Genomic DNA, 24,536 nt, shown 5'->3' on the forward strand with positions numbered 1-24,536 from the left:
CGCCGCCTTTCGGCGGCCTTCGGATTGGCGCGACCCTTCCGGGGTCGCGGGGCAGCACTCAGATGGTGCTGCCCTGCCTGTTTTGCAAGGCCGTCAAACTCACCAGCGGTAGTGGGCGAATGCCTTGTTGGCTTCGGCCATACGGTGGGTTTCTTCGCGCTTCTTGATGGCGCCGCCACGGTTTTCCGAGGCATCGATCAGTTCAGCAGCGAGCTTCTTCGGCATGGTGTTCTCGCCACGCTTGCGCGCGGAGTCGATCAGCCAACGCATGGCCAGGGCCATCTTGCGCGAGGAACGCACTTCGACCGGCACCTGGTAGGTGGCACCACCGACACGGCGGGACTTGACCTCGACCGACGGCGCAACGTTGTCCAGCGCCTTCTGCACCAGCTCGATCGAGTTGGCGTTCTTTTCGCTGATCACGTCCATCGCACCGTAGACGATCTTCTCGGCCACGGACTTCTTGCCGCTCAGCATCACCATGTTGATGAAGCGGGCGATCGTTTCACTTCCGTGCTTCGGATCGGGCAGGACGGAACGCTGGGGAGTATTACCTTTACGCGACATGTGCTCTCTCCTTATGCCTTCGGACGCTTGGCGCCGTACTTCGAACGGGCCTGGCGACGCTTGGCGACACCGGAGGCATCGAGCGAACCGCGAACAGTGTGGTAACGCACACCCGGCAGATCCTTGACGCGACCGCCGCGGATCAGGACCACGGAGTGCTCCTGCAGGTTGTGGCCTTCACCACCGATATAGCTGATGACCTCTTCCTGGTTGGTCAGGCGGACCTTTGCAACCTTGCGGAGGGCCGAGTTCGGCTTCTTCGGGGTGGTGGTGTAGACGCGCGTGCAGACGCCACGGCGCTGCGGGCACTTCTCGAGCGCCGGCGAGGCACTCTTGTAGGTGGTAGCTTGCCGCGGCTTGCGGACCAGCTGGTTGATCGTCGCCATCAGTAGGTTCTTCTGATTGGGGCCGGCAGATGCCGGCCAGAGATGCGGAAATGTTAAAGCAGACCATGACTGGCCTGCTGAGACAGACGATTGTAGCAACCTGCCAGAAACGCAGTCAAATGCGCTCCTGTCAAGCCCTTCCTTATCCTGGAAGGTTACCGGGGGGCCTCCGTGTACCCCGTTCAGACTGGCGGGAGAGACCGGAGTCTCCCCTGCCCTTTCACTACCACCCGGCCATTGGCCCGGTGCTGCAACCCGGCAGGTCCGGTCTTTCAACCGGACCGCCCTGCTTACTCGTCGCTGCCCGGAGCCTGGTCGGCTTCGGCAGCGGCTTCGATCACCGGCTCGGCGACAACGGCGGCAGGGGCAACCGGGGTACCGGCCAGCGTCTGCATTTCCGAATCGGTCAGCCCGCTCGCGTTGCGGCGGCGGTTGGCGTGATACGACAGGCCGGTACCGGCCGGGATCAGGCGACCGACGATGACGTTTTCCTTCAGGCCACGCAGGTTGTCCTTGGTGCCGCGGACGGCAGCTTCGGTCAGCACGCGGGTGGTTTCCTGGAAGGACGCCGCCGAGATGAACGACTCGGTGGCCAGCGAGGCCTTGGTGATGCCCAGCAGGACCGGATCGTACTGCGCCGGCAGTTCGCTACGGGCACCGAGGCGTGCATTCTCCTCGATAACGCGCTGACGTTCCACCTGTTCGCCATTCAGGAACTTGCTGTTGCCCTGGTCGGTGATCTCGACCTTGCGCAGCATCTGGCGGGTGATCACCTCGATGTGCTTGTCGTTGATCTTCACGCCCTGCAGGCGGTACACGTCCTGGATTTCCTTGACCAGGTAGGCGGCCAGCGGCTCGACACCCAGCAGGCGCAGGATGTCCTGCGGGCTCGGCTCGCCGTCCACGATGGTCTCGCCCTTGGTCACGTGCTCACCTTCGAACACGATCACCTGGCGGTACTTCGGAATCAGCTCTTCGTGTTCCGAACCATCGGTGTCCTTGATGATCAGGCGCTGCTTGCCCTTGGTGTCCTTGCCGAAGCTGATGATGCCCGAACGCTCGGCCAGCACCGCCGGATCCTTCGGCTTGCGTGCTTCGAACAGATCGGCGACGCGCGGCAGACCACCGGTGATGTCGCGGGTCTTGGACGCTTCCTGCGGGATCTTGGCGACCACGTCACCCACGCCCACGGCGGCGCCGTCCTGCAGGTTGACGATGGAGCGCGGCGGCAGCAGGTACTGGGCCGGCATGTCGGTGCCCGGGATCAGCAGGTCGTTGCCCTTGGCATCGACGATGCGGATCAACGGACGCAGGTCCTTGCCCATCGAGCCGCGACGCTTCGGATCGGTGATCTCGCGCGAGGCCAGGCCGGTCAGTTCGTCGGTCTTCTCGATGACGGTGATGCCGTCGACGAAGTCGATGAAGCGCAGGAAACCAGCGACCTCCGACACGATCGGGTGGTTATGCGGATCCCAGTTGGCCACGGTCTGGCCAGCCTTCACTGCATCGCCGTCCTTGGACGCGATCATCGAGCCGTACGGCAGCTTGTAACGCTCGCGCTCGCGGCCATGGGCATCGAGCACCGAGATTTCGCCCGAGCGCGACACCGCCACCAGCGAACCGTTGGCGTGCTCGACCGACTTCAGGTTGTTGAACTTCACCGAACCGGTGGTCTTGACGGTGATGTTGTCCACTGCTGCCGCACGCGATGCCGCACCACCGATGTGGAACGTACGCATGGTCAGCTGGGTACCCGGCTCACCGATCGACTGCGCGGCGATGACGCCGACCGCTTCACCGATGTTGACGATGTGGCCACGGGCCAGGTCGCGGCCGTAGCAGCGACCGCAGACGCCGAACGCGGAGGCGCAGGAGATCGTCGAACGGACCTTGATGGTCTGCACGCCGGCATCTTCCAGCTTGGCCACCCACGCTTCGTCGAGCAGCGTGTTGCGGGTCACGATCGGATCTTCGTCGTTGCCCGGCAGGAACACGTCCTCGGCCACGACACGACCCAGCACGCGGTCCTTCAACGGCTCCACGACGTCGCCGCCTTCCACGATCGGGGTCATGGTCAGGCCTTCGGTGGTACCGCAATCCACTTCGGTGATCACCACGTCCTGCGCCACGTCCACCAGACGACGGGTCAGGTAACCCGAGTTGGCGGTCTTCAGCGCGGTATCGGCCAGACCCTTACGGGCACCGTGGGTGGAGTTGAAGTACTCCTGCACGTTCAGGCCTTCACGGAAGTTCGCTTTGATGGGCGTTTCGATGATGGAGCCATCCGGACGCGCCATCAGGCCGCGCATACCGGCCAGCTGGCGGATCTGCGCCTGCGAACCACGCGCACCGGAGTCGGCCATGATGTACAGCGAGTTCATCGACTTCTGGTCGATGATGTCACCCTTGGAATCGGTGACCTTCTCGGTACCGATGGTGTCCATCATCGCCTTGGCGATGCGCTCGTTGGTGCGCGACCAGATGTCGACCACCTTGTTGTAACGCTCGCCGGCGGTGACCAGGCCCGACTGGTACTGCTCCTGGATTTCCAGCACTTCGGCTTCGGCCTCGGTGAGGATGCCGCGCTTCTCGTCCGGGATCAGCATGTCGTCGATGCCGATCGACACGCCGGCGCGGGTTGCATAGGCGAAGCCGGTGTACATCAACTTGTCGGCGAACACGACCGTGTCCTTCAAGCCCAGCTGGCGGTAGCTGGAGTTGATCAGGCGGCTGATGTTCTTCTTGGTCAGCTCGGTGTTGGCCAGCGCGAACGGCAGGCCTTCCGGCAGGATTTCGGCCAGCAGCGCACGACCGATCGTGGTTTCCACGATCGAGGTCTTGTCCTGCTTGTTGCCGTCTTCGTCGGTCACCACTTCGGTGATGCGGACCTTGACGCGTGCGTGCAGTTCCACCACGCGGTTGTCATAGGCGCGCTTGACTTCGGCGATGTTGGCGAAGGCCATGCCCTCGCCCTTCTTGTTCACCAGCGAGCGGGTCATGTAGTACAGACCCAGCACGACGTCCTGCGAGGGCACGATGATCGGCTCGCCGTTGGCCGGCGACAGGATGTTGTTGGTGGACATCATCAGCGCACGCGCTTCCAGCTGGGCTTCCAGCGAGAGCGGCACGTGGACGGCCATCTGGTCACCGTCGAAGTCGGCGTTGAACGCGGTGCAGACCAGCGGGTGCAGCTGGATGGCCTTGCCTTCGATCAGCACCGGCTCGAACGCCTGGATGCCCAGGCGATGCAGGGTCGGCGCACGGTTCAGCATCACCGGATGTTCGCGGATGACCTCTTCCAGGATGTCCCAGACTTCGGCTTCTTCGCGCTCGACCAGCTTCTTGGCGGCCTTGATGGTGGTGGCCAGGCCACGACGCTGCAGCTTGGCGAACACGAACGGCTTGAACAGTTCCAGCGCCATCTTCTTCGGCAGGCCGCACTGGTGCAGGCGCAGGTACGGACCGACCACGATGACCGAACGGCCCGAGTAGTCCACGCGCTTGCCCAGCAGGTTCTGGCGGAAGCGACCCTGCTTGCCCTTGATCATGTCGGCCAGCGACTTCAGCGGGCGCTTGTTGGTGCCGGTGATGGCACGGCCACGACGGCCGTTGTCCAGCAGTGCATCGACCGATTCCTGCAGCATGCGCTTTTCATTGCGCACGATGATGTCCGGCGCGCTCAGTTCGAGCAGGCGGCGCAGGCGGTTGTTGCGGTTGATGACGCGGCGGTACAGGTCGTTCAGATCGGAGGTCGCGAAGCGGCCACCGTCCAGCGGCACCAGCGGACGCAGGTCCGGCGGCAGCACCGGCAGCACGGTCATCACCATCCACTCCGGACGGTTGCCCGATTCCAGGAAGGCTTCGATCAGCTTGATGCGCTTGGTGAGGCGCTTGAGCTTGGTTTCCGAGCCGGTGCTGGCGATCTCTTCGCGCAGGCGGGTCATTTCCGACTGCAGGTCGATGGTGCGCAGCAGTTCGTACACGGCCTCGGCGCCCATGGCGGCGTCGAAGTCGTCGCCGTGTTCCTGGCGTGCGGTCAGGTACTGCTCTTCGGTCAGCAGCTGGCGGCGCTCCAGGGCGGTCAGGCCCGGCTCGGTCACCACGTAGGCTTCGAAGTACAGCACGCGCTCGATGTCACGCAGGGTCATGTCCAGCATCAGGCCGATGCGCGACGGCAGCGACTTGAGGAACCAGATGTGCGCGACCGGCGAGGCCAGGTCGATGTGGCCCATGCGCTCGCGGCGCACCTTGGCCAGGGTCACTTCGGTGCCGCACTTTTCGCAGACCACGCCGCGGTGCTTCATGCGCTTGTACTTGCCGCACAGGCACTCGTAGTCCTTGACCGGTCCGAAGATCGCGGCGCAGAACAGGCCGTCACGCTCGGGCTTGAACGTACGGTAGTTGATGGTTTCCGGCTTCTTCACTTCGCCGAACGACCACGAACGGATCAGGTCGGGCGACGCCAGCGCGATCTTGATCGCGTCGAAATCCAGCGTCTGGCGCTGCTGGTTGAAGAGGTTGAGCAGGTCTTTCATGGTGTTCTCCAGAAGGAGGAATGCGTTGTCGATGGGCTGTCGGGACTAAGCGGCGGCGCTGCTGCCCGGGAGCAGCAGCGCCTGCGCGATCAGTTGTCTTCCAGTTCCATGTTGATGGCCAGCGAACGGATTTCCTTCACCAGCACGTTGAAGGATTCCGGCATGCCGGCCACCATCTCGTGCTCGCCGTCGACGATGTTCTTGTACATCTGGTTGCGGCCCTGCACGTCATCGGACTTCACCGTCAGCATTTCCTGCAGGGTGTAGGCCGCGCCGTAGGCTTCCAGCGCCCAGACTTCCATTTCACCGAAGCGCTGGCCGCCGAACTGCGCCTTGCCGCCCAGCGGCTGCTGGGTGACGAGCGAGTACGGGCCGGTCGAACGGGCGTGCATCTTGTCGTCGACCAGGTGGTTCAGCTTCAGGTAGTGCATGTAGCCGACGGTGGTGTGGCGATCGAATGCCTCGCCGGTACGGCCGTCATACAGCTGGGTCTGGCCGCTGGTCGGCAGGTCCGCCAGTTCCAGCATGCGCTTGATCTCCGCTTCGGTGGCACCGTCGAAGACCGGCGTTGCCATCGGCACGCCGTCGGTCAGGTTGCCGGCCAGGCGCAGCAGCTCTTCATCGCTGAACTGGGTCAGGTCGACGTGGGTGGCCACGTTGTCGCTGTCGTGGTTGTACACCTCGTCCAGGAACACGCGCAGCTGCGCCACGGCGGCCTGGGCTTCCAGCATGCCCTGGATCTTGCGACCCAGGCCCTTGGCGGCCCAGCCCAGGTGGACTTCAAGGATCTGCCCGATGTTCATGCGCGACGGCACGCCCAGCGGGTTCAGCACGATGTCCACGGTCTCGCCCGAGGCCATGTACGGCATGTCTTCGACCGGCACCACGTTGGAGACCACACCCTTGTTGCCGTGGCGGCCTGCCATCTTGTCGCCCGGCTGGATGCGGCGCTTGACGGCCATGAACACCTTGACCATCTTCAGCACGCCCGGGGCGAGGTCGTCGCCGGCGGTGATCTTGCCGCGCTTGTCGGCGAAGCGACGCTCGAATTCCTTCTCGTGCGCCTGGATCTGCTTCTGGGCGCGTTCGATGGCTTCCGAAGCGTCCTCGTCCTTCATGCGCAGCACGAACCAGTCAGCCTTCTTCAGGCCGTCCAGGTAGGCGTCGGTGATGACGTCGCCCTTCTTCAGGTTGGCACCGCCGTTGACCACCTTGCCGACGATCTGCGAACGCAGGCGGGCGTAGATGGCACCTTCCAGGATGCGGTACTGGTCGTCGAAGTCCTTCTTGACGCGCTTGATCTCGGATTCCTCGATCTGGCGCGCACGCTTGTCCTTCTCGATGCCGTCGCGGGTGAAGACCTGCACGTCGATGACGGTGCCGTCCATGCCCGGCGGCACGCGCAGCGAGCTGTCCTTCACGTCCGAAGCCTTCTCGCCGAAGATCGCGCGCAGCAGCTTCTCTTCCGGGGTCAGCTGGCTTTCACCCTTCGGGGTGACCTTGCCGACCAGGATGTCGCCGGCGCGCACTTCGGCACCGATGTACACCACGCCGGATTCGTCCAGGCGGTTCAGCGCCTGCTCGGACACGTTCGGGATGTCGGCGGAGATTTCCTCCGGCCCCAGCTTGGTGTCACGCGCGACGCAGGTCAGCTCTTCGATGTGGATCGTGGTGTAACGATCCTCTTCCACCACGCGCTCGGAGAGCAGGATGGAGTCTTCGAAGTTGTAGCCGTTCCACGGCATGAAGGCGATCAGCATGTTCTGGCCCAGGGCCAGTTCGCCGATGTCGGTGGACGGACCGTCGGCCAGCACGTCGCCACGCGCCACCACGTCACCCACGTTCACCAGCGGACGCTGGTTGATGCAGGTGTTCTGGTTGGAACGGGTGTACTTGACCAGGTTGTAGATGTCCACGCCGGCGTCGGTCGCGCCGATGATTTCTTCTTCGACGATCTTGACCACGATGCGTGCGGCATCGACCTGCACCACTTCACCACCACGACGGGCGTTGACGGTGACGCCGGAGTCGCGTGCCACGGCACGTTCGATACCGGTACCCACCAGCGGCTTCTGCGCACGCAGGGTCGGCACGGCCTGGCGCTGCATGTTGGCGCCCATCAGTGCACGGTTGGCGTCATCGTGTTCCAGGAACGGAACCAGCGCCGCGGCGACCGACACGGTCTGCATCGGCGAGACGTCCATGAAGTGCACTTCCGCCGGCGGCTTCAGCAGCGACTCGCCCTGGAAGCGGCACGGCACGAACTGCTCGGTCAGCACGCTGTCGGCATTGGTCAGGGCGTTGGCCTGGGCAATGACGTACTCGTTTTCTTCGATGGCCGACAGGAACTCGACTTCGTCGAACACCTTGCCGTCCACGACCTTGCGGTACGGGGTTTCAAGGAAACCGTACTCATTGGTGCGGGCGTACACGGCCAGCGAGTTGATCAGGCCGATGTTCGGGCCTTCCGGCGTTTCGATGGTGCAGACGCGGCCGTAATGGGTCGGGTGCACGTCGCGCACTTCGAAGCCGGCGCGTTCGCGGGTCAGGCCGCCCGGGCCCAGGGCCGAGACGCGACGCTTGTGCGTGACTTCCGACAGCGGGTTGTTCTGATCCATGAACTGCGACAGCTGCGAGGAGCCGAAGAATTCCTTGATCGCCGCAGCCACCGGCTTGGCGTTGATCAGTTCCTGCGGGGTCAGGCCTTCGGATTCGGCCATCGACAGGCGTTCCTTGACCGCGCGCTCGACGCGGACCAGGCCCACGCGGAACACGTTCTCGGCCATTTCACCGACCGAACGCACGCGACGGTTGCCCAGGTGGTCGATGTCATCGACGACGCCACGGCCGTTGCGGATCTCGGTCAGGACCTTGATCACGTCCAGGATGTCGGACGATTCGCCATGCGCGGCGACCAGGCGCTTGGACTCTTCGTCGTTGCGCTCGCCGTAGTACTTGCGGTCGTACAGCACGGCTTCGCCGGTGGTTTCCTTGCGGCCCACGCGACGGTTGAACTTCATCCGGCCGACCGTGGACAGGTCGTAACGCTCGAAGGTGAAGAACAGGTTGTGGAACAGGTTCTGCGCGGCGTCCTTGGTCGGCGGCTCGCCCGGACGCATCATGCGGTAGATCTCGACCAGCGCTTCCAGCTGCGTCTTGGTCGGATCGATGCGCAGGGTGTTGGACAGGTACGGACCACGATCGAGGTCGTTCACCCACAGGGTGCCCACCGCGTCCACGCCGGCCTTGCGGAAGGCCTGCAGCTGGTCGTCGGTGATTTCGTCGTTGGCCTGCGCCAGCAGTTCGCCGGTGGCCGAATCGACCACGTCGTGCGACAGGATGCGGCCGACGATGTAATCGTCCGGCACGGCCAGGGCGGCGATGCCCGAGGCTTCCAGCTGCTTGACGTGGCGCGCGGTGATGCGCTTGCCGGCTTCCACGATGACCTTGTCACCGTCGGCCAGGTCGAAGCCCAGGGTTTCACCACGCAGGCGCTCGGCGACCAGCTCCAGCTGCACGCCTTCGTCGGGGTTGATGTGGAACGTGTTGATCTCGAAGAACTCGGCCAGCATCTCTTCGTTGCTGTAGCCAAGCGCGCGCAGCAGGATCGACACCGGCAGCTTGCGACGGCGATCGATACGGGTGAACAGCGCGTCCTTCGGGTCGAACTCGAAGTCCAGCCAGGAACCGCGGTACGGGATGATGCGGGCGCTGTACAGCAGCTTGCCCGAGCTGTGGGTCTTGCCACGGTCGTGGTCGAAGAACACGCCCGGCGAGCGGTGCAGCTGGGAGACGATGACGCGCTCGGTGCCGTTGACGATGAAGGTGCCGTTCTCGGTCATCAGCGGGATCTCGCCGAGGTAGACCTCCTGCTCCTTCACGTACTTGATGGCCTTGGTCGACGACTCACGGTCGTAGATCACCAGGCGCACGGTCACGCGCAACGGCGCGCCGTAGCTCATGCCACGCTGGCGGCACTCGCGCTCGTCGAACACCGGTTCGCCCAGCTTGTAGCCGACATATTCCAGCGCGGCATTGCCGCTGTAGCTGGAGATGGGGAAGACGGACTTCAGTGCGGCGTGCAGGCCGTGGTCCGTGCGCTTGGCCGGATCGACGTTTTCCTGCAGGAACTCGCGGTAGGAATCCACCTGGATGGCGAGCAGGAACGGCACTTCGAGAATCGCGCGCGACTTGGCGAAATCCTTGCGGATGCGCTTCTTCTCGGTGAACGAATAGGACGTCATGAGATCTTCCACCTTGTTGTGCGGGGCGTGCGTCCACGACCCAAAAGGAAACTTGAAATTGTCAGTTGGAAGTCGCTGGTATTGCCGGCACCAGCACGCCTTCTATTGCTACTTCCAACTGCCAACTTGACTGCATCTGCTTGACCGCCGCCGCGCTTGGCGCTGGCCGGGCGGGCCTTTTCCTGCAGCCCGTGTTGGGCTTTTTTCAACGATGTTCGGGGTACCGCATGAAACGACCAAAGGCCGGGGGCTTTACGCCCCCAGCCTTGGCTGCATCGCCGGAAATCGATGGCGACGCAAGGGATCTGCTTACTTGACTTCGACAGTCGCGCCAGCAGCTTCCAGGTCCTTCTTGATCTTCTCGGCTTCGTCCTTCGACGCGCCTTCCTTCACGACGCCGCCGGCTTCGGTCAGGTCCTTCGCTTCCTTCAGGCCCAGGCCGGTGATGGCGCGGACGGCCTTGATCACTTCGACCTTCTTGTCGCCCGGCGACTTCAGGGTCACGGTGAATTCGGTCTGCTCTTCAACAGCGGCAGCCGGGCCAGCGGCAGCAGCCACGGCGACCGGAGCAGCGGCGGAAACGCCGAACTTCTCTTCGATGGCCTTGACCAGCTCCATCACTTCCATCAGGGACTTCGAGGCGATGGCTTCGACGATCTGTTCGTTGGAAAGGGACATTTTGATTACCTTTGAATGATTTTCTGGATTGAGGTTCCGTCAGGAACCACGGTAGGTCGAAACTCAGGCGGTCTCGGCGACCGGCTCAGCAGCAGCAGCGGCTTCGCCACCACCCAGCTGATCCGCCAGTGCCTTGTTGGCGCGCGCGAACATCGTGACCGGCTCGGTCAGGACGCGTGCCAGCATTGCCAGGGCCTGGTCGAGGGTCGGCAGCGAGGCCAACACGTCAACGTGGCTTGCCGGGAACACTTCGCCACCAATGGCGACAACCTTGGGCTGCAGCTTATCGTTGCCCTTGGCGAATTCCTTGATCAGGCGACCGGCTGCGCCGGGCTCCTCGAGCGAGAACGCATACAGCAGCGGACCGACCAGCTTGTCCTGTGCACATGCGAATTCGGTGCCTTCAACGGCACGCGACGCCAGGGTGTTCTTGACAACTTTCAAGAAAACGCCGGTTTCACGAGCCTGCTTGCGCATCGCGGTCATCTGGGAGACCGTGGTGCCAGCGTATTCGGCTGCGATCAAGGAGTGGGCCTTGGCGGCGATGTCTGCCAGCTCCGCGACTACTTCTTGCTTCTGGGACAGATTGAGAGCCATTGCACTCCTCCGATTGAACTCCGCTTACGGCTCCTGCCGTTTGCGGTCCTGGGCGGCGTCCTTCCTGGACACCGGGAACATCGGGTTGATGTTCCGGGGGGTGGGCCGTTCCAGACCTGGACTCAACCTGGGGCTACCCAGGATTGCGTGAACCAGAAAAACTCCAGAAGGGCACCATCTACGCAGGGTGATCCGGATGGATCGATTAAGCGTTCGTGACTGCTCCGGCGGCGACTCCCTGCCAAATCGAGCTTCCGTGCCCGTCGCCGGCATGCCACGACCGCACCTGCGGTCTTTGACGGCTGCCACCGGCGATGCGCTGCCGGCGGTTGCCTTCAAATGGGACGGATGCGGGACCCGGGGGCCCCACATCCGCTTCAAACGATTACTTCAGGGTCAGGGTCGACTGGTCGACGGTGACGCCCGGGCCCATCGTCGAGCTGACCGACACCTTCTGCAGGTACAGGCCCTTCGAGGTGGCCGGCTTGGCCTTGATCAGGTCCAGCAGCAGCGCCTGCAGGTTCGACTTCAGCGCTTCGTCTTCGAAGCTGGCCTTGCCGATGGTGCAGTGGATGATGCCGGCCTTGTCGGTGCGGTAACGCACCTGGCCCGACTTGGCGTTCTTGACGGCTTCACCCGGGTTGGCCGAAACGGTGCCGACCTTCGGGTTCGGCATCAGGCCGCGCGGGCCGAGCACGGTGCCCAGCTTACCCACGACGCGCATCGCGTCCGGGGTCGCGATCACGACGTCATAGTTCAGATCACCGGCCTGCATCTTTTCGGCCAGGTCGTCCATGCCGACGGCTTCGGCGCCAGCGGCCAGGGCTTCGTCAGCCTTGGCACCGGCCGGTGCGAACACCGCAACGCGGACCGACTTGCCGGTACCGGCCGGCAGCACGGTGGAACCGCGCACCTGCTGGTCGGACTTCTTGGCGTCCACGCCCAGGCGCACGGCCACGTCGATCGACTCGACGAACTTGGCGCTGGCGGTGGTCTTCAGGATCTTGATCGCGTCTTCGAAGCCATACGACTTGCCCGGGACGACGGCGGCCTTCAGGGCCTTTTCACGCTTGTTCAGTGCCATGTTATTAGCCCTCCACCACGATGCCGATAGAACGGGCCGAGCCGGCGATGGTACGCACGGCGGCGTCCAGGTCAGCGGCGGTCAGGTCGGGTTCCTTCGCCTTGGCGATCTCTTCCAGCTGCTTGCGGGTGACCTTGCCGACCTTCTCGGTGTTCGGGCGCTTGGAGCCCGACGAGATGCCAGCAGCCTTCTTCAGCAGGGTGGTCGCCGGGGTGCTCTTGGTGATGAAGGTGAACGTACGGTCCGAATAGGCCGTGATGATCACCGGAACCGGCAGGCCCGGCTCGAGCTTCTGCGTGGCGGCATTGAAGGCCTTGCAGAATTCCATGATGTTCAGGCCGCGCTGACCCAGCGCAGGACCGACCGGCGGCGAGGGGTTGGCCTGACCGGCCTTCACCTGCAGCTTGATGTAACCGACAACTTTCTTTGCCATGAGTATGCTCTCCGGGTGCTAGCGCCTTACGACAACAGGCTCCCCATCGGACCGGGAATCACGCGTCCCGGCATCGCGTTTTTGAATACACGCCGAAGGCCACCTTTCGGCGGCCTTCACTTTTGCCAGTTCCCTGGCAGGAAGCCGGGCACTATACCAGCGCTACCCGGCAGTGTCGAGCGCACTCGACACGACGGGCTATCAGCCGGTGGCCTTCTCGACCTGGCCAAACTCGAGTTCGACCGGCGTGGCGCGACCGAAGATCAGCACCGAGACGCGCAGGCGGCTCTTCTCGTAGTTGACTTCTTCCACGACGCCATTGAAGTCGTTGAACGGGCCGTCGGTGACGCGGACCATCTGGCCCGGCTCGAACAGCACCTTCGGACGCGGCTTCTCGATCCCGTCCTGGACCCGGTTCAGGATGGCCTCGGCCTCTGAATCGGCGATCGGCAGCGGACGGTCGGCGGTACCGCCGATGAAGCCCAGCACGCGGGAGGTGTCCTTCACCAGGTGCCAGCTTTCGCTGTCGATGCGCGGGATGCCGCCTTCTTCGTGGGTCTCGATCTGGACCAGCACGTAGCCGGGGAAGAACTTGCGTTCGGAGCGGCGCTTCTGGCCAGCGCGCATCTCGACCACTTCTTCGGTCGGGACCAGCACATCACCAAACAGCTCCTGCTTCTCTTCACGAACGATGCGATCGCGCAGCGCCTGCGCAACCGACTTCTCGAAGCCTGAATAGGCGTGAACAACGTACCAGCGCTTCATGGGTATCTCCTTACCGGCTCAGGAACAGCTGAGTCAGTTTCTGAATGACGAAGTCGAACCCACCCAGCAGCAGGCTGAGGATGATCACAACGACGATGACGACCCAGGTCATCCGGATGGCTTCCTGGCGCGTCGGCCAGACCACTTTGCGCAGCTCGAAGCGCGACTCGGACAGGAATTCGCGGGTATCGCGGCCTTTCCCGGTCAGCATGAAAACGGCAATACCGCCCGCCAGGCCGACAATGACGGCCAGCGCGCGGATCTGACCGGCCCATGCACCCAGCTGGGCGGCACGACCGGAGTCTGCAGAGAACCAGAACCACACGAACAGTCCGGCCAGCACCAACAGGGCTGCGGCGACGTACTTGACGAGGTCTCCACCAGAAGTGGACGTATCCTTGGAGTGTTCGATCTTGCTGTTCATCCGGCTCGGGCTGCTTTAGCGGCGGACCGCTGGTTAGGAAGGCAGATGGCACGCCAGGAGGGACTCGAACCCCCAACCTGCGGTTTTGGAGACCGCTGCTCTGCCAATTGAGCTACTGGCGTACGTTATAAACTTTGCCTTGCCTTAGACGGCGAAGGCGGACCGAGGTTCCCGGCCCGCCACTCGCGCGACCGGCAGCTTTACAAAAACCGCCGGTAGTGCAGATTACTTGATGATCTTGGAGACCACGCCGGCGCCGACGGTACGACCGCCTTCGCGGATGGCGAAGCGCAGGCCTTCGTCCATGGCGACCGGGTTGATCAGGGTGACAACCATCTTCACGTTGTCGCCCGGCATCACCATTTCAACACCTTCCGGCAGCTTGGCAGCGCCGGTGATGTCGGTGGTGCGGAAGTAGAACTGCGGACGGTAGCCGTTGAAGAACGGGGTGTGACGGCCGCCCTCATCCTTCGACAGCACGTACACTTCGCCTTCGAACTCGGTGTGCGGCTTGATCGAACCCGGCTTGCACAGGACCTGACCGCGCTGCACGTCGTCACGCTTGGTGCCGCGCAGCAGCAGACCGGCGTTGTCGCCTGCCTGACCCTGGTCGAGCAGCTTGCGGAACATTTCCACGCCGGTGACGGTGGTCTTGACGGTGTCACGGATACCGACGATTTCGATTTCTTCGCCGACCTTGATCACGCCGCGCTCGATACGACCGGTCACCACGGTGCCGCGGCCCGAGATCGAGAACACGTCTTCCACCGGCATCAGGAACGGCTTGTCGACGTCACGCTCCGGCAGCGGAATCCAGCTGTCCAGGGCTTCGACCAGCTTGATCACGGCCGGCACGCCGATGTCGCTCTGGTCGCCTTCCAGCGCCAGGCGGGCCGAACCGGCGATGATCGGGGTGTCGTCGCCCGGGAAGTCGTACTTGCTCAGCAGCTCGCGCACTTCCATTTCGACCAGCTCGAGCAGCTCGGCGTCGTCGACCATGTCGGCCTTGTTCAGGAACACGACGATGTACGGCACGCCGACCTGGCGCGACAGCAGGATGTGCTCGCGGGTCTGCGGCATCGGGCCGTCAGCAGCGGAACAGACCAGGATCGCGCCATCCATCTGCGCAGCACCGGTGATCATGTTCTTGACGTAGTCGGCATGGCCCGGGCAATCGACGTGGGCGTAATGACGAACGGTGGATTCGTATTCGACGTGTGCGGTCGAGATCGTGATGCCACGCGCCTTTTCTTCCGGCGCGGCGTCGATCGCGGAGTAATCCTTGAACTCGCCACCGAAGCGCTCGGCACCGATCTTGGTCAGTGCGGCGGTCAGCGTGGTCTTGCCGTGGTCGACGTGACCGATGGTGCCGACGTTGACGTGCGGCTTGGTGCGCTCGAACTTACCCTTGGCCATGGCTGCTTATCTCGAATTCGTCTTGGGGTGGTGCTGAAGATGGTGCTCACGAAAGGAATCGAACCTTCGACCTCTTCCTTACCAAGGAAGTGCTCTACCGACTGAGCTACGTGAGCGAGTTTTGCATTATGGCACGAACTGAAATATCTTCAAAGTTCTAAACATTCAATGGAGCGGGAGACGGGAATCGAACCCGCACAATCAGCTTGGAAGGCTGAAGTTCTACCATTGAACTACTCCCGCACCGGGAATTGCCACAACGTGAAACTACGTGAAACTGGTGGAGGGAGGTGGATTCGAACCACCGAAGGCGTAAGCCAGCAGATTTACAGTCTGCCCCCGTTGGCCGCTTGGGTATCCCTCCTTACCACCCCATGCCGTGGCGCCGAAGCGTTGCGGTGTGTGGTGGTGAGCCCGCAATTCTGCTGATCCGGCGGGGGTCTGTCAACACGTTTTTTCTTTTTTTTCACACGCTGTCGCAAACCCGTTGATACGCAAGGTTATTGACCCGGCAGCGGCAGCGCTTCGTCGTCGAAGATCGCAACATGCGGCACACCGTCCGCGCCGATCCAGCCGCGGTACATGCCTTCGGTGTTGAACGGCAGCCCGACCTCGCCCTTCGCAGTGAGCACGATCGCCCCGCCGTCGCCGCCCAGCGCAGGGATCATCCCGTTGATCACCTCGCGCCCTGCCTGCGCGGCGGACGCACCCGCCAGCCGCACGCGTGCGCAGATCTCGTGCGCGGCCGCGGTGCGCAGGTAGAACTCGCCCCAGCCGGTGCCGGAGACGGCACAACCCTCGTCGGCCCAGGTCCCCGCGCCGATGACCGGCGAGTCGCCTACCCGTCCGTAGCGCTTGTTGGTCATGCCGCCGGTCGACGTGCCCGCGGCGAGCTTTCCTTCGGCATCCAGCGCGAGCGCGCCGACGGTACCGAAGTGCCTGGCGGTTTCCAGCTCGGCATGCGCCTGCCCCGCCATCTCCTCCTGCAGGGCGCGCTGCAGCTGCTGCCAGCGCTTTTCAGTGCGGAAGTAGGACGGATCGACCAGGCTGATGCCCTGTTCGGCAGCGAACGTTTCAGCCCCCTGCCCCACCATCATCACGTGCGCGGAGTGCGCCATCACCGCCTGCGCCAGCAGGATCGGGTTGCGCACGCGCTGCACGCCGGCCACCGCGCCGGCGCGGCGCGTCGCGCCGTCCATCAGCGCAGCGTCCAGCTCGTTGCGGCCGTCGTGGGTGAACACCGCACCGCGCCCTGCATTGAAGGTCGGGTCATCCTCCAGCACGGTGATCGCCCGGGTCACCGCGGCCAGTGCCGGGCGGCCTGCCTGCAGCTCGGCATGCCCCTGCAGCAACGCATTGCGCAGCGCCGTGCGCGCGGCGCGCTCTTCTTCGGCGGACAACCCCGCACGCTGCACGCCGGCACCGCCATGGATGACCAGCAGCGGCGCCGTTTCAGGTGCAGGTGCAGGCGCAGGTGCAGGTGCGGCCGCGGCGGCAACGGAGATCGACAACAGGGCGCACAGCATTCCCAGGCGCAGGCTCATTCGGCAACTCCCATCACACAGTTGCCGACACGCTGCGCGGCGGCGCGGACATTCGCAAGTGCCGCTCGATGCCGGCGCCGGGTTCTCCACACCCGGCGTGGAGAGCGATGGGGGTTTGGTGTGGACAAGTACCGCTGAGCACCATGCCGCAGGCGTTTCGAAAGGTGGCGATTATTTGTCCAGCGCGATGCGGTTCTCCACACCCCACGTGGAGAGCCGTGGGGGTTTGATGTGGACAAGTACCGCTGAGCCACGCACCGCAGGCGTTTTGAACGCTGGTCATTATTTGTCCAGGCGAAAGAAGCCCCGCACGCAGCCGTGATGCGGCTCACTCAAGCGAACGATGTATCGCAGCAGCGAACGGCAGAGCCACTCGTGGCGGGTCGCGAAGTGCTTGTTCTCGCGCCGGGGCCGGGCGCGGCCCGCCACGTAAGAAAAAAGAAAAAGCGGTAGCGCCGACCCATGGCCGGCGTCACCAAACGGCCTCGGTGGCCATCGGGTGGAGGGAGCCCCTGAGTCAGGGGCGGCCGCGAAGCGGCGGGGTGTGGGTGCTGGTGAGATGGGGCCCACGGTTTGCGCAGCAAAGCGTGGGAGCGGCAGCGCGAATGCGGTGACGTGGACCCGCGCCAAGGATGGCGCGAAACGAGGCCCGCAGGAGCGGCTTCTGCCGTCCCCCACCAACCCCTCCCGCCCGGCCCAAACCACCGAACCCGCACTTGGCGACCCACCACGAGGCGCTCCGCCGTTCACCCGCAGGCGAGGGCTTCCGATCGCCTGTTGCAGGATCAGACGTTGAAGCGGAAGTGCAGCACGTCGCCTTCCTGCACGCGGTATTCCTTGCCTTCCAGGCGCAGGCGCCCGGCTTCCTTGGCACCGGCTTCGCCCTTGAACTTGATGAAGTCGTCGTAGGCGATGGTTTCAGCGCGGATGAAGCCCTTCTCGAAATCGGTATGGATCACCGCGGCCGCCTGCGGCGCGGTGGCGCCCTTGCGCACGGTCCACGCACGCACTTCCTTCACGCCTGCGGTGAAGTAGGTCTGCAGGCCCAGCAGCTGGTAGGCCGCATTGATGACGCGGTTCAAGCCCGGCTCCTGCAGGCCCAGGTCGGCCAGGAAGGTGTCACGGTCTTCGTCATCCAGCTGCGACAGCTCCTCTTCGATGGCCGCCGACACCGGCACCACTTTCGCACCCTCTTCGGCCGCGCGCGCACGCACCGCATCCAGGTGTGGATTGTTCTCGAAGCCATCTTCCAGCACGTTGGCGATGTACATCACCGGCTTCAGCGTCAGCAGGAACAGGTCGCGCACCAGCGCTTTTTCCTCTTCGTCCAGGCCGGCCGAACGACCGGCCTTGCCATCGGCCAGCGCCGCCTGCAGCTTGGCCAGCACCGGCTTGCGTGCCGCCGCTTCCTTGTCGCCGCCCTTGGCCGAACGCTCGGCGCGGTTCAGCGCCTTCTCCACGCTGTCCAGGTCGGCCAGCGCCAGCTCGGTATCGATGGTGTCGATGTCCGACAGCGGATCAACCTTGTTGTTGACGTGGATGACGTCGGCGTTTTCGAAGCAACGCACCACGTGGGTGATCGCATCCACTTCGCGGATGTGCGCCAGGAACTTGTTGCCCAGGCCTTCGCCGCTGGCCGCACCGGCCACCAGGCCGGCGATGTCGACGAACTCGACCGCCGTCGGGATGACCTTCTGCGGGTTGATGATCGCCGCCAGCTCGTTCAGCCGCGGATCCGGCACCGGCACGATGCCGACGTTCGGCTCGATGGTGCAGAACGGGAAGTTGGCCGCAGCGATACCTGCCTTGGTCAGCGCGTTGAACAGTGTCGACTTGCCCACGTTGGGCAGGCCGACGATTCCGCATTTGATACCCATGTTCGACAACCTTTGGGGTGAAAGTGATTGGCGAAGCAGCGCGCGCGCGGCTTGGCAAATCGCTCTCTTCGCACAACCGCCGAGCATGGCTCGGCGCTACCAATTTCCGCCGAGCATGGCTCGGCGCTACCAATTTCCGCCGAGCATGGCTCGGCGCTACCCATCTTGCTGGGTTACTTCGGGGTATGCAGGCGCTTCATCGCCTCGTTGAAATCCCCCTGCACCGCCAATGGCAGCACATCGATGGCGTCGTCGATGGCCCGTGCGACCAGCACGTCGTCATCCTTCGATGCCCGTCCCAGCACCCACGGCACCACACGGTCCTTGTGGCCGGGATGACCGATGCCCACGCGCAGGCGATGGAACCTGCCGTGCCCGAGCAGGCGGATGGTATCGCGAAGGCCATTCTGCCCCCCGTGGCCGCCATCGAACTTCAACCGCGCCGCACCCGGCGGCAGGTCCAGCTCGTCGTGTGCCAGCAGGGTTTCTTCAGGCTCGATCTTCCAGAACCGCTGCGCGGCGGTGACCGACTTGCCACTGAGGTTCATGTAGGTGGCCGGCTTCAGCAGCCAGACCGGCTGGCCTGCGATATCGACCTTGGCGGTTTCGCCGAACAGCTTGCTGTCCACGCTCCAGCGTGCGCCCGCCTTTTCGGCCAGGGCCTCCACAAAATGAAACCCAGCGTTGTGCCGGGTCCGGGCGTGCTCGGCACCTGGGTTTCCCAGGCCGACGATCAGTCGCAATCCTGCCATTGTCTCTTCCTGTTGCGGCCTGCCAGCGCTGCCGGCAGGTACGGCGCCCGTCCCGGGGGACAGGCGCCGCAACGGCATTACTCTGCGGCTTCTGCGTCTTCGGCAGCGTCGGCAGCGTCTTCCTTGCCGTGCTTGGCGGTGACCACGGCATCGTCGTGATCCTTGCCCAGCGCCAGCGCCGGCAGCTCAACGCCCTTCGGCAGCTTGAGGTCGGACAGATGGATCACGCCACCGGCTTCCAGGGCGCCCAGGTCGACTTCAATCGACTCCGGCAGGTCCTTCGGCAGGCAGGACACGGTCACTTCCTTCACTTCGTGGGTGACCACGATGTCCGAAGCCTTGCCAGCCGGCGAGGTTTCTTCGTTGATGAAGTGCAGCGGCACCGAAGCGGTCAGGACTTCGTTCTCGTTCACGCGCAGGAAATCCAGGTGCAGGATCAGCTGCTTGAACGGGTGGCGCTGCATGTCACGCAGCAGCACGCGCTCGACCTTGCCATCGAGGTTCAGGTCCAGGATGGACGAGTAGAACCAATCGTTGTACTGGGCCAGCCAGATTTCATTGTGGTCAAGGCTGATGGCGACCGGCTCGGCGTTGCCGCCGTAGACGATCGCCGGGATCACGCCAGCGTGACGCAGGCGGCGGCTCGCACCCTTGCGCTGCAGTTCACGCTTGGTGACCTTGATTTCATGGGTCTTGGACATTTTCTACTACCTGTTGGGTGCCCTGCCGTGTGGCGGGGCGGATGAAGGCACTTCCGCGACCAGAAGTGCCCTTGGAGGTCCCTGCCGTTACCGGCCGGAACGAAAAAAAATCAATCCACGTACAACGAGCTGACCGACTCACCGAAGGCGATGCGGCGCATCGTTTCGGCCAGCATTTCCGCCACGCTGAGCTGGCGGATCTTGCTGCAGACCCGCGCGGCGTCCTTCAGCGGGATGGTGTCGGTCACCACCAGCTCATCGAGCTGGGAATTGGTGATGTTGTCCACCGCCGGGCCGGACAGCACCGCGTGGGTGCAGTACGCCGCGACCTTGAGCGCGCCGCGCGCCTTCAGGGCAGCAGCAGCGGCGCACAGCGTGCCGGCGGTATCGACGATGTCATCGACCATCACGCAGGTCTTGCCTTCGACGTCACCGATGATGTTCATCACGGTGGACACGTTGGCGCGCGGACGGCGCTTGTCGATGATCGCCAGGTCGGCATCGTCCAGGCGCTTGGCGACGGCGCGCGCGCGCACCACGCCACCTACGTCCGGGGACACCACGATCAGGTTTTCGGTGCCGTAGGCGCGCCAGATATCGGCGAGCAGCAGCGGCGAGGCGTACACATTGTCCACCGGGATATCGAAGAAGCCCTGGATCTGGTCGGCATGCAGGTCCACGGTCAACACCCGATCGGCACCGGCGGTGCTGAACATCTTCGCCGCCAGCTTGGCGGTGATCGGCACGCGCGAAGACCGCATGCGGCGATCCTGGCGCGAGTAGCCGAAGTACGGCACTACCGCGGTGACGCTGGCCACCGATGCGCGCTTGAGCGCGTCGATCAGCACCAGCAGTTCCATCAGATTCTCTGCGCTGGGCGCACTGGTCGGCTGGATCACGAAGACGTCCTGCTTGCGGACGTTCTCCTCGATTTCGACCTGCACTTCGCCATCGGAGAAGTGCGACACCAACGCCTTGCCCGGACGCACGCCCAGCTCCTTGCAGATGTTCTGTGCGAGGCGTTTGTTGGCGTTGCCGGAAAAGACCAGCAGGTTGGGCGAATCTTGCATCATGGTTGTCTCGGGCGGGGGCGAGTGGCGGAGATCGGGTTACCCCAGGCGCCCGAAGGCCCCTGCGGCTGATTGCACCACGGCATTTCCACGTCCCGCGCAGACAGCTGCGCTGGTTGGCGCGGACCAAGCCGCAAGTGGCAGGGGCGGGAGGATTCGAACCTCCGAATGCCAGGATCAAAACCTGGTGCCTTGGGCCTCTTGGCGACGCCCCTGCATCAAATGAATCAGTTACGCTCGAGTGCATCCAGCAGTGGTGACCGGCCAACGCCTGCCACCACCCACGCCCGCAACTCCTTGGACAACCCCGCCCTGCCCGCCTGCGCAGCCTGCTGCGAAGGGAACTCGACGAAGCACCCACTTCCCGACCCTGTCAGCCGCGCCGCGCCGATGTTGCTCAACGCAGCAAGCACGGCCTCTACGGCAGGCTCGCGGCGGCGCAGCACCGGTTCGAACGCATTGCCGGACAGGTATCCGGAAACGAAGTCCTCTATTTTCGCCATTGGACTGTCGCGCGTCAAATCCGGATCCGCAAAAAGGGCCGGAGTGGGCACATGGACCCCCGGATCGGCGATCACGTACCACGCTGGCGGCAGCTCGATGGGGGTCAGCTGCTCCCCTATGCCCTCGGCCCAGGCGTTGTGCCCGCGGACGAAAACCGGCACGTCCGCGCCCAGCTGCAGGCCCAGCGCGGCCAGCGCATCCGGGGCCAGCCCGGTGCGCCACAGCTGGTTCAATGCCACCAGGACGGTCGCCGCATCGGACGACCCACCGCCGAAGCCACCGCCCGCCGGAACGTGCTTTTCAACGATGATGTCAACACCTTCGCCGATTTTGCCAGACGCCTGCAGCAGCAGCGCCGCCCGCACGGCGAGGTCATCGGACTCCGCCACGCCGGGCAGCGAGGCACCTTGGCGACGCACCTGCCCGTCCTGGCGCAGGCGGAGTCCGATCCGGTCACCCCAGTCCAGCAGCCGGAACACGGTCTGCAGCTGGTGGTAGCCATCGGCGCGACGGCCGGTGATGTTGAGGAACAGATTCAGCTTTGCCGGAGCCGGCCACCAGGACCAGCCGTCGGCGTCATCATGCGACGGATTCATGGACCGGCGTCGCCCCACTGGTCGACCACCAGGCGCACCTTGGCGTCGCCTTTGCTGGCTTCGATACGCCGCGGCAGCGACTGTCGGCCGTCCTGCGCCGGGTACCAGTCCAGGTAATCCACCTGCCACCCGGCCTGGCGCAGCTGGCGTGGTCGCCCTTCGGCGTCGCGCTGCACGGCGGCCTCACCGCTGCCTTCCAGCACCAGGCCACGGGTCCAGTCCGGCAATTGGTTGACCGGGATGTCCCAGCCGGTCGCCTCGAGCAGGACAGCCTGCGCATCGGCGCCCTCGCGCGGGCCACCGTCCAGCCCTTCCAGCCGGCCACTGCCCTGCGTGGCGTCACCCTGCAGGCGCCAGCTCTGCCGGGTCACCGGGGCACTGAGCTGGACCTGGTAGGCACTGCCCTGCTGGTCCCATTCAATGCGGCCACTGCCGCCGTTCTTCCCCTTGCTGACCGCCACCCGGCCCTGGAACGCCCAGTCCGGCTGGGCCCGCAGCGCCTGCACGCGTGCAGCTTCGGCACGTTCGGCGGCCGGGGACACGCTATAGGCCACGTCCGGCACCGGGGTCTTCTGCGAACCGACCGAGGTACAGGCGGCCAGCGCCAGGGTGACCGTTGCCAGCAGCAACGGCCGGGTCATCGAATGCATCATGGCTTGAAAGTCTCACGGACGCGCTGCAGCGCGCGGTTGTCGGGATCCAGCCTGGCGGCTTCGTCGAAGTAGCGCCGCGCCTCGTCCTGGCGGCCCATCACCCACAGCACTTCGCCCAGGTGCACGGCGATCTCGGCATCCTTGGCCAGCGCGTAGGCGCGGCGCAGCTGCACCAGCGCCTCTTCGTTGCGGCCCAGCCGATACAGTACCCAGCCATGGCTGTCTATGATCGCCGGGTTGTCCGGTTCGGCCACGCGGGCGCGGTCGATGAGCTGCAGCGCCTCCTGGTAGCGCTGGGTGCGGTCGGCCAGGGTGTAGCCCAACGCATTCAATGCGGCGACATTTTCCGGTTCGGTGACCAGCACCTTGCGCAGGTCGGCCTCCGCACGCGGGATGTCGTCGCGGCGCTCCCAGGCCAGCGCACGCGCATACAGCAGCGCGTTCTCATCGGGATACGCCGCCAGACCGCGCGCCAGCGCGTCCAGCTCGCCGGCCTCGTCGCCGGCCCGCAGGCGCAGCTCGGCTTCCAGCAGATAGGCGTCGCGGCGCGCTTCTTCGGCCAGCACCGCATCGGACTGCACCGCGCGCACTTCTTCCAGTGCCTTGGCCTGGTTGCCCAGCAGGCCCTGCGCGTTGGCCGCGCGCAGGCGTGCCTCGCTCAGCTCATCGCCGCCGGGCACGCTGTGGTACCAGTCCACCGCCTCCTGGTAGCGCTTGAGGTATTCGGCGATCTTGCCCAGCAGCAGCCGCTGCGCCGGATCGGGCTTGCTGGCGGCACGCGACAACTCGGCGTACAACGCAGTCAGCGCCGTGGCATCGTCCTGCTTGGCCAGCAGCGAGGCGCGCATGCCGTAGGTCTGGGTGTCCTGCGGGCCGCTGGACAGTACGCGCTCGGCAGCCTCCGCTTGGTTCATGCTGTCATAGGCAATCGCCACGGCATTGCGCAGGTCGACGCTGGTGCGGGTCTGCGGCTCAAGCGCCTGCAGCACCGCCAACGCCTCGGCGGTGCGTCCGGTCTGCTGCAGCTGGCTGGCGCGCAGCAGGGCCACGCGCGGATCCTGCGGGAACCGGCGCACCACTTCGTCGACCATGCGCTGGGCCAGCTCGGGCTTGTCCATGCGCATCGCCAACCGGCCGAATTCCTGCCAGACCTCGATCCGGTTGGGGATCGCATCGGCCTGGACCAGCGCCTCGAGCACCTGCGCGGGCACCCCCGGATCGCGCCCGCCACCGACCAGCGCGGCCAGGGTGAAGCGCCAGCCTTCCTCGCCGGGCGCGGCCAGCAGGGCTTTCAGTTCAGTGGTCGCACGCTCCGGCTTGCCCTGGCGCATGGCCAGCGCCGCGGCGGCGCTGCGCATCGCCAGCGCGCGTGGTGCACGCTGCTGCCACAGGGCCAGCGCCTGCGCGGCACGGGCATCATCATTGGCCAGCATGGCGATCCGGGTGGCCCGTTCGGCCAGCCCGGCATCGCCATCACTGGCCTGCGCGGCCAGCAGGTAGTGCGTGGCCGACTCGGGCAGTTTGCCTGCCTGCAGGGCGAATTCGCCCACCAGCGCAGGCTCCAGCGAAGGTTCCTGGGCACGTTCGGCCTGGTCCAGCACGCGGGCGACGGAGGGGGCTGCCAGCGCCTCGCCAGCCATCAGGCTGAGCAGCAGAACACTGGAGATGCGAATCAATGCGGGCATCGACGGCATTGGGGCCTTAAAATGA

Annotated in this window: 19 protein-coding genes and 5 tRNA genes; all 24 read right to left on the bottom strand. The window is 64.7% G+C overall.

What is annotated here, in order from left to right; translation table 11 throughout:
- Window positions 1–99: 99 nt before the first annotated feature.
- The 24 genes from rpsG to ABE522_RS06685 all read right to left on the bottom strand — a co-directional run bounded on the left by rpsG (window position 100) and on the right by ABE522_RS06685 (window position 24,511).
- Complete coding sequence (rpsG, locus tag ABE522_RS06570; RefSeq protein WP_042615315.1) at window positions 100–567, bottom strand: 30S ribosomal protein S7; 468 nt, start codon at window positions 565–567, stop codon at window positions 100–102.
- Between the two features lie 11 nt (window positions 568–578).
- Entirely contained in the window at window positions 579–953 is a 375-nt protein-coding gene (gene rpsL / locus ABE522_RS06575) for a 30S ribosomal protein S12 (RefSeq protein WP_042615316.1), read from the bottom strand.
- 290 nt (window positions 954–1,243) lie between these two features.
- Window positions 1,244–5,488, bottom strand: a complete 4,245-nt coding sequence (rpoC, locus tag ABE522_RS06580) for a DNA-directed RNA polymerase subunit beta' (RefSeq protein WP_101098573.1) — start codon at window positions 5,486–5,488, stop codon at window positions 1,244–1,246.
- An 89-nt stretch (window positions 5,489–5,577) separates the two neighbouring features.
- Entirely contained in the window at window positions 5,578–9,732 is a 4,155-nt protein-coding gene (gene rpoB / locus ABE522_RS06585; RefSeq protein ID WP_042615318.1) for a DNA-directed RNA polymerase subunit beta, read from the bottom strand.
- Window positions 9,733–10,041: 309 nt separating this feature from the next.
- Window positions 10,042–10,410 (bottom strand): 50S ribosomal protein L7/L12, encoded by a 369-nt coding sequence (gene rplL / locus ABE522_RS06590; RefSeq protein WP_042615319.1) that lies wholly within the window; start codon window positions 10,408–10,410, stop codon window positions 10,042–10,044.
- A gap of 63 nt (window positions 10,411–10,473) precedes the next feature.
- The gene (gene rplJ, locus ABE522_RS06595; RefSeq protein WP_042615320.1) at window positions 10,474–11,007 is read right to left on the bottom strand and encodes a 50S ribosomal protein L10; all 534 of its coding nucleotides are present in this window, start codon (window positions 11,005–11,007) and stop codon (window positions 10,474–10,476) included.
- 385 nt (window positions 11,008–11,392) lie between these two features.
- Window positions 11,393–12,091, bottom strand: a complete 699-nt coding sequence (gene rplA, locus ABE522_RS06600) for a 50S ribosomal protein L1 (protein ID WP_042615321.1) — start codon at window positions 12,089–12,091, stop codon at window positions 11,393–11,395.
- Between the two features lie 4 nt (window positions 12,092–12,095).
- Window positions 12,096–12,524 (bottom strand): 50S ribosomal protein L11, encoded by a 429-nt coding sequence (gene rplK / locus ABE522_RS06605; protein WP_042615322.1) that lies wholly within the window; start codon window positions 12,522–12,524, stop codon window positions 12,096–12,098.
- 201 nt (window positions 12,525–12,725) lie between these two features.
- Complete coding sequence (nusG, locus tag ABE522_RS06610; protein ID WP_042615323.1) at window positions 12,726–13,289, bottom strand: transcription termination/antitermination protein NusG; 564 nt, start codon at window positions 13,287–13,289, stop codon at window positions 12,726–12,728.
- A gap of 10 nt (window positions 13,290–13,299) precedes the next feature.
- Window positions 13,300–13,713 (bottom strand): preprotein translocase subunit SecE, encoded by a 414-nt coding sequence (secE, locus tag ABE522_RS06615; protein WP_101098572.1) that lies wholly within the window; start codon window positions 13,711–13,713, stop codon window positions 13,300–13,302.
- Between the two features lie 46 nt (window positions 13,714–13,759).
- A tRNA-Trp gene (locus tag ABE522_RS06620) sits at window positions 13,760–13,835 on the bottom strand.
- A 103-nt stretch (window positions 13,836–13,938) separates the two neighbouring features.
- Complete coding sequence (gene tuf / locus ABE522_RS06625; RefSeq protein ID WP_101098575.1) at window positions 13,939–15,129, bottom strand: elongation factor Tu; 1,191 nt, start codon at window positions 15,127–15,129, stop codon at window positions 13,939–13,941.
- 40 nt (window positions 15,130–15,169) lie between these two features.
- Window positions 15,170–15,245, bottom strand: a tRNA-Thr gene (locus ABE522_RS06630).
- 53 nt (window positions 15,246–15,298) lie between these two features.
- A tRNA-Gly gene (locus ABE522_RS06635) sits at window positions 15,299–15,372 on the bottom strand.
- Window positions 15,373–15,407: 35 nt separating this feature from the next.
- Window positions 15,408–15,493 (bottom strand) — tRNA-Tyr (locus tag ABE522_RS06640).
- A gap of 136 nt (window positions 15,494–15,629) precedes the next feature.
- Window positions 15,630–16,673, bottom strand: a complete 1,044-nt coding sequence (locus ABE522_RS06645; RefSeq protein WP_346591001.1) for an isoaspartyl peptidase/L-asparaginase family protein — start codon at window positions 16,671–16,673, stop codon at window positions 15,630–15,632.
- A 785-nt stretch (window positions 16,674–17,458) separates the two neighbouring features.
- Window positions 17,459–18,550 (bottom strand): redox-regulated ATPase YchF, encoded by a 1,092-nt coding sequence (ychF, locus tag ABE522_RS06650; protein WP_346591002.1) that lies wholly within the window; start codon window positions 18,548–18,550, stop codon window positions 17,459–17,461.
- 173 nt (window positions 18,551–18,723) lie between these two features.
- Window positions 18,724–19,302, bottom strand: a complete 579-nt coding sequence (pth, locus tag ABE522_RS06655; RefSeq protein WP_346591003.1) for an aminoacyl-tRNA hydrolase — start codon at window positions 19,300–19,302, stop codon at window positions 18,724–18,726.
- A gap of 77 nt (window positions 19,303–19,379) precedes the next feature.
- Complete coding sequence (locus ABE522_RS06660; protein WP_042614860.1) at window positions 19,380–20,003, bottom strand: 50S ribosomal protein L25/general stress protein Ctc; 624 nt, start codon at window positions 20,001–20,003, stop codon at window positions 19,380–19,382.
- Between the two features lie 110 nt (window positions 20,004–20,113).
- On the bottom strand, window positions 20,114–21,073 hold the full coding sequence (locus ABE522_RS06665) for a ribose-phosphate diphosphokinase (RefSeq protein ID WP_042614861.1): 960 nt from the start codon (window positions 21,071–21,073) through the stop codon (window positions 20,114–20,116).
- 138 nt (window positions 21,074–21,211) lie between these two features.
- Window positions 21,212–21,288: transfer RNA gene (locus tag ABE522_RS06670), tRNA-Gln, on the bottom strand.
- Between the two features lie 12 nt (window positions 21,289–21,300).
- Window positions 21,301–22,173, bottom strand: a complete 873-nt coding sequence (gene ispE / locus ABE522_RS06675; protein WP_346591004.1) for a 4-(cytidine 5'-diphospho)-2-C-methyl-D-erythritol kinase — start codon at window positions 22,171–22,173, stop codon at window positions 21,301–21,303.
- Window positions 22,170–22,823, bottom strand: coding sequence for a lipoprotein insertase outer membrane protein LolB (lolB, locus tag ABE522_RS06680; RefSeq protein WP_406846319.1), 654 nt, complete (start codon window positions 22,821–22,823; stop codon window positions 22,170–22,172). The genes ispE and lolB overlap by 4 nt, the downstream gene beginning before the upstream one ends.
- Complete coding sequence (locus tag ABE522_RS06685; protein WP_346591006.1) at window positions 22,823–24,511, bottom strand: tetratricopeptide repeat protein; 1,689 nt, start codon at window positions 24,509–24,511, stop codon at window positions 22,823–22,825. Before ABE522_RS06685 ends, lolB begins: the two co-directional genes overlap by 1 nt.
- Between the last annotated feature and the right edge of the window lie 25 nt (window positions 24,512–24,536).

The organism is Stenotrophomonas lacuserhaii, assembly GCF_039674585.1.
In the GTDB taxonomy this organism is placed as follows: Bacteria; Pseudomonadota; Gammaproteobacteria; order Xanthomonadales; family Xanthomonadaceae; genus Stenotrophomonas; species Stenotrophomonas pennii_A.

Bases quoted from the DNA above. Each gene is read 5' to 3' on its own strand.
- ABE522_RS06665 (WP_042614861.1), bottom strand. From the start codon at position 21,073: ATGCAAGATTCGCCCAACCTGCTGGTCTTTTCCGGCAACGCCAACAAA.
- rplJ (WP_042615320.1), bottom strand. From the start codon at position 11,007: ATGGCTCTCAATCTGTCCCAGAAGCAAGAAGTAGTCGCGGAGCTGGCA.
- ispE (WP_346591004.1), bottom strand. From the start codon at position 22,173: ATGAATCCGTCGCATGATGACGCCGACGGCTGGTCCTGGTGGCCGGCT.
- rpoB (WP_042615318.1), bottom strand. From the start codon at position 9,732: ATGACGTCCTATTCGTTCACCGAGAAGAAGCGCATCCGCAAGGATTTC.
- ABE522_RS06685 (WP_346591006.1), bottom strand. From the start codon at position 24,511: ATGCCCGCATTGATTCGCATCTCCAGTGTTCTGCTGCTCAGCCTGATG.
- rplA (WP_042615321.1), bottom strand. From the start codon at position 12,091: ATGGCACTGAACAAGCGTGAAAAGGCCCTGAAGGCCGCCGTCGTCCCG.
- rpoC (WP_101098573.1), bottom strand. From the start codon at position 5,488: ATGAAAGACCTGCTCAACCTCTTCAACCAGCAGCGCCAGACGCTGGAT.
- lolB (WP_406846319.1), bottom strand. From the start codon at position 22,823: ATGCATTCGATGACCCGGCCGTTGCTGCTGGCAACGGTCACCCTGGCG.
- rpsG (WP_042615315.1), bottom strand. From the start codon at position 567: ATGTCGCGTAAAGGTAATACTCCCCAGCGTTCCGTCCTGCCCGATCCG.
- tuf (WP_101098575.1), bottom strand. From the start codon at position 15,129: ATGGCCAAGGGTAAGTTCGAGCGCACCAAGCCGCACGTCAACGTCGGC.
- ychF (WP_346591002.1), bottom strand. From the start codon at position 18,550: ATGGGTATCAAATGCGGAATCGTCGGCCTGCCCAACGTGGGCAAGTCG.
- ABE522_RS06645 (WP_346591001.1), bottom strand. From the start codon at position 16,673: ATGAGCCTGCGCCTGGGAATGCTGTGCGCCCTGTTGTCGATCTCCGTT.
- secE (WP_101098572.1), bottom strand. From the start codon at position 13,713: ATGAACAGCAAGATCGAACACTCCAAGGATACGTCCACTTCTGGTGGA.
- nusG (WP_042615323.1), bottom strand. From the start codon at position 13,289: ATGAAGCGCTGGTACGTTGTTCACGCCTATTCAGGCTTCGAGAAGTCG.
- ABE522_RS06660 (WP_042614860.1), bottom strand. From the start codon at position 20,003: ATGTCCAAGACCCATGAAATCAAGGTCACCAAGCGTGAACTGCAGCGC.
- pth (WP_346591003.1), bottom strand. From the start codon at position 19,302: ATGGCAGGATTGCGACTGATCGTCGGCCTGGGAAACCCAGGTGCCGAG.
- rpsL (WP_042615316.1), bottom strand. From the start codon at position 953: ATGGCGACGATCAACCAGCTGGTCCGCAAGCCGCGGCAAGCTACCACC.
- rplL (WP_042615319.1), bottom strand. From the start codon at position 10,410: ATGTCCCTTTCCAACGAACAGATCGTCGAAGCCATCGCCTCGAAGTCC.
- rplK (WP_042615322.1), bottom strand. From the start codon at position 12,524: ATGGCAAAGAAAGTTGTCGGTTACATCAAGCTGCAGGTGAAGGCCGGT.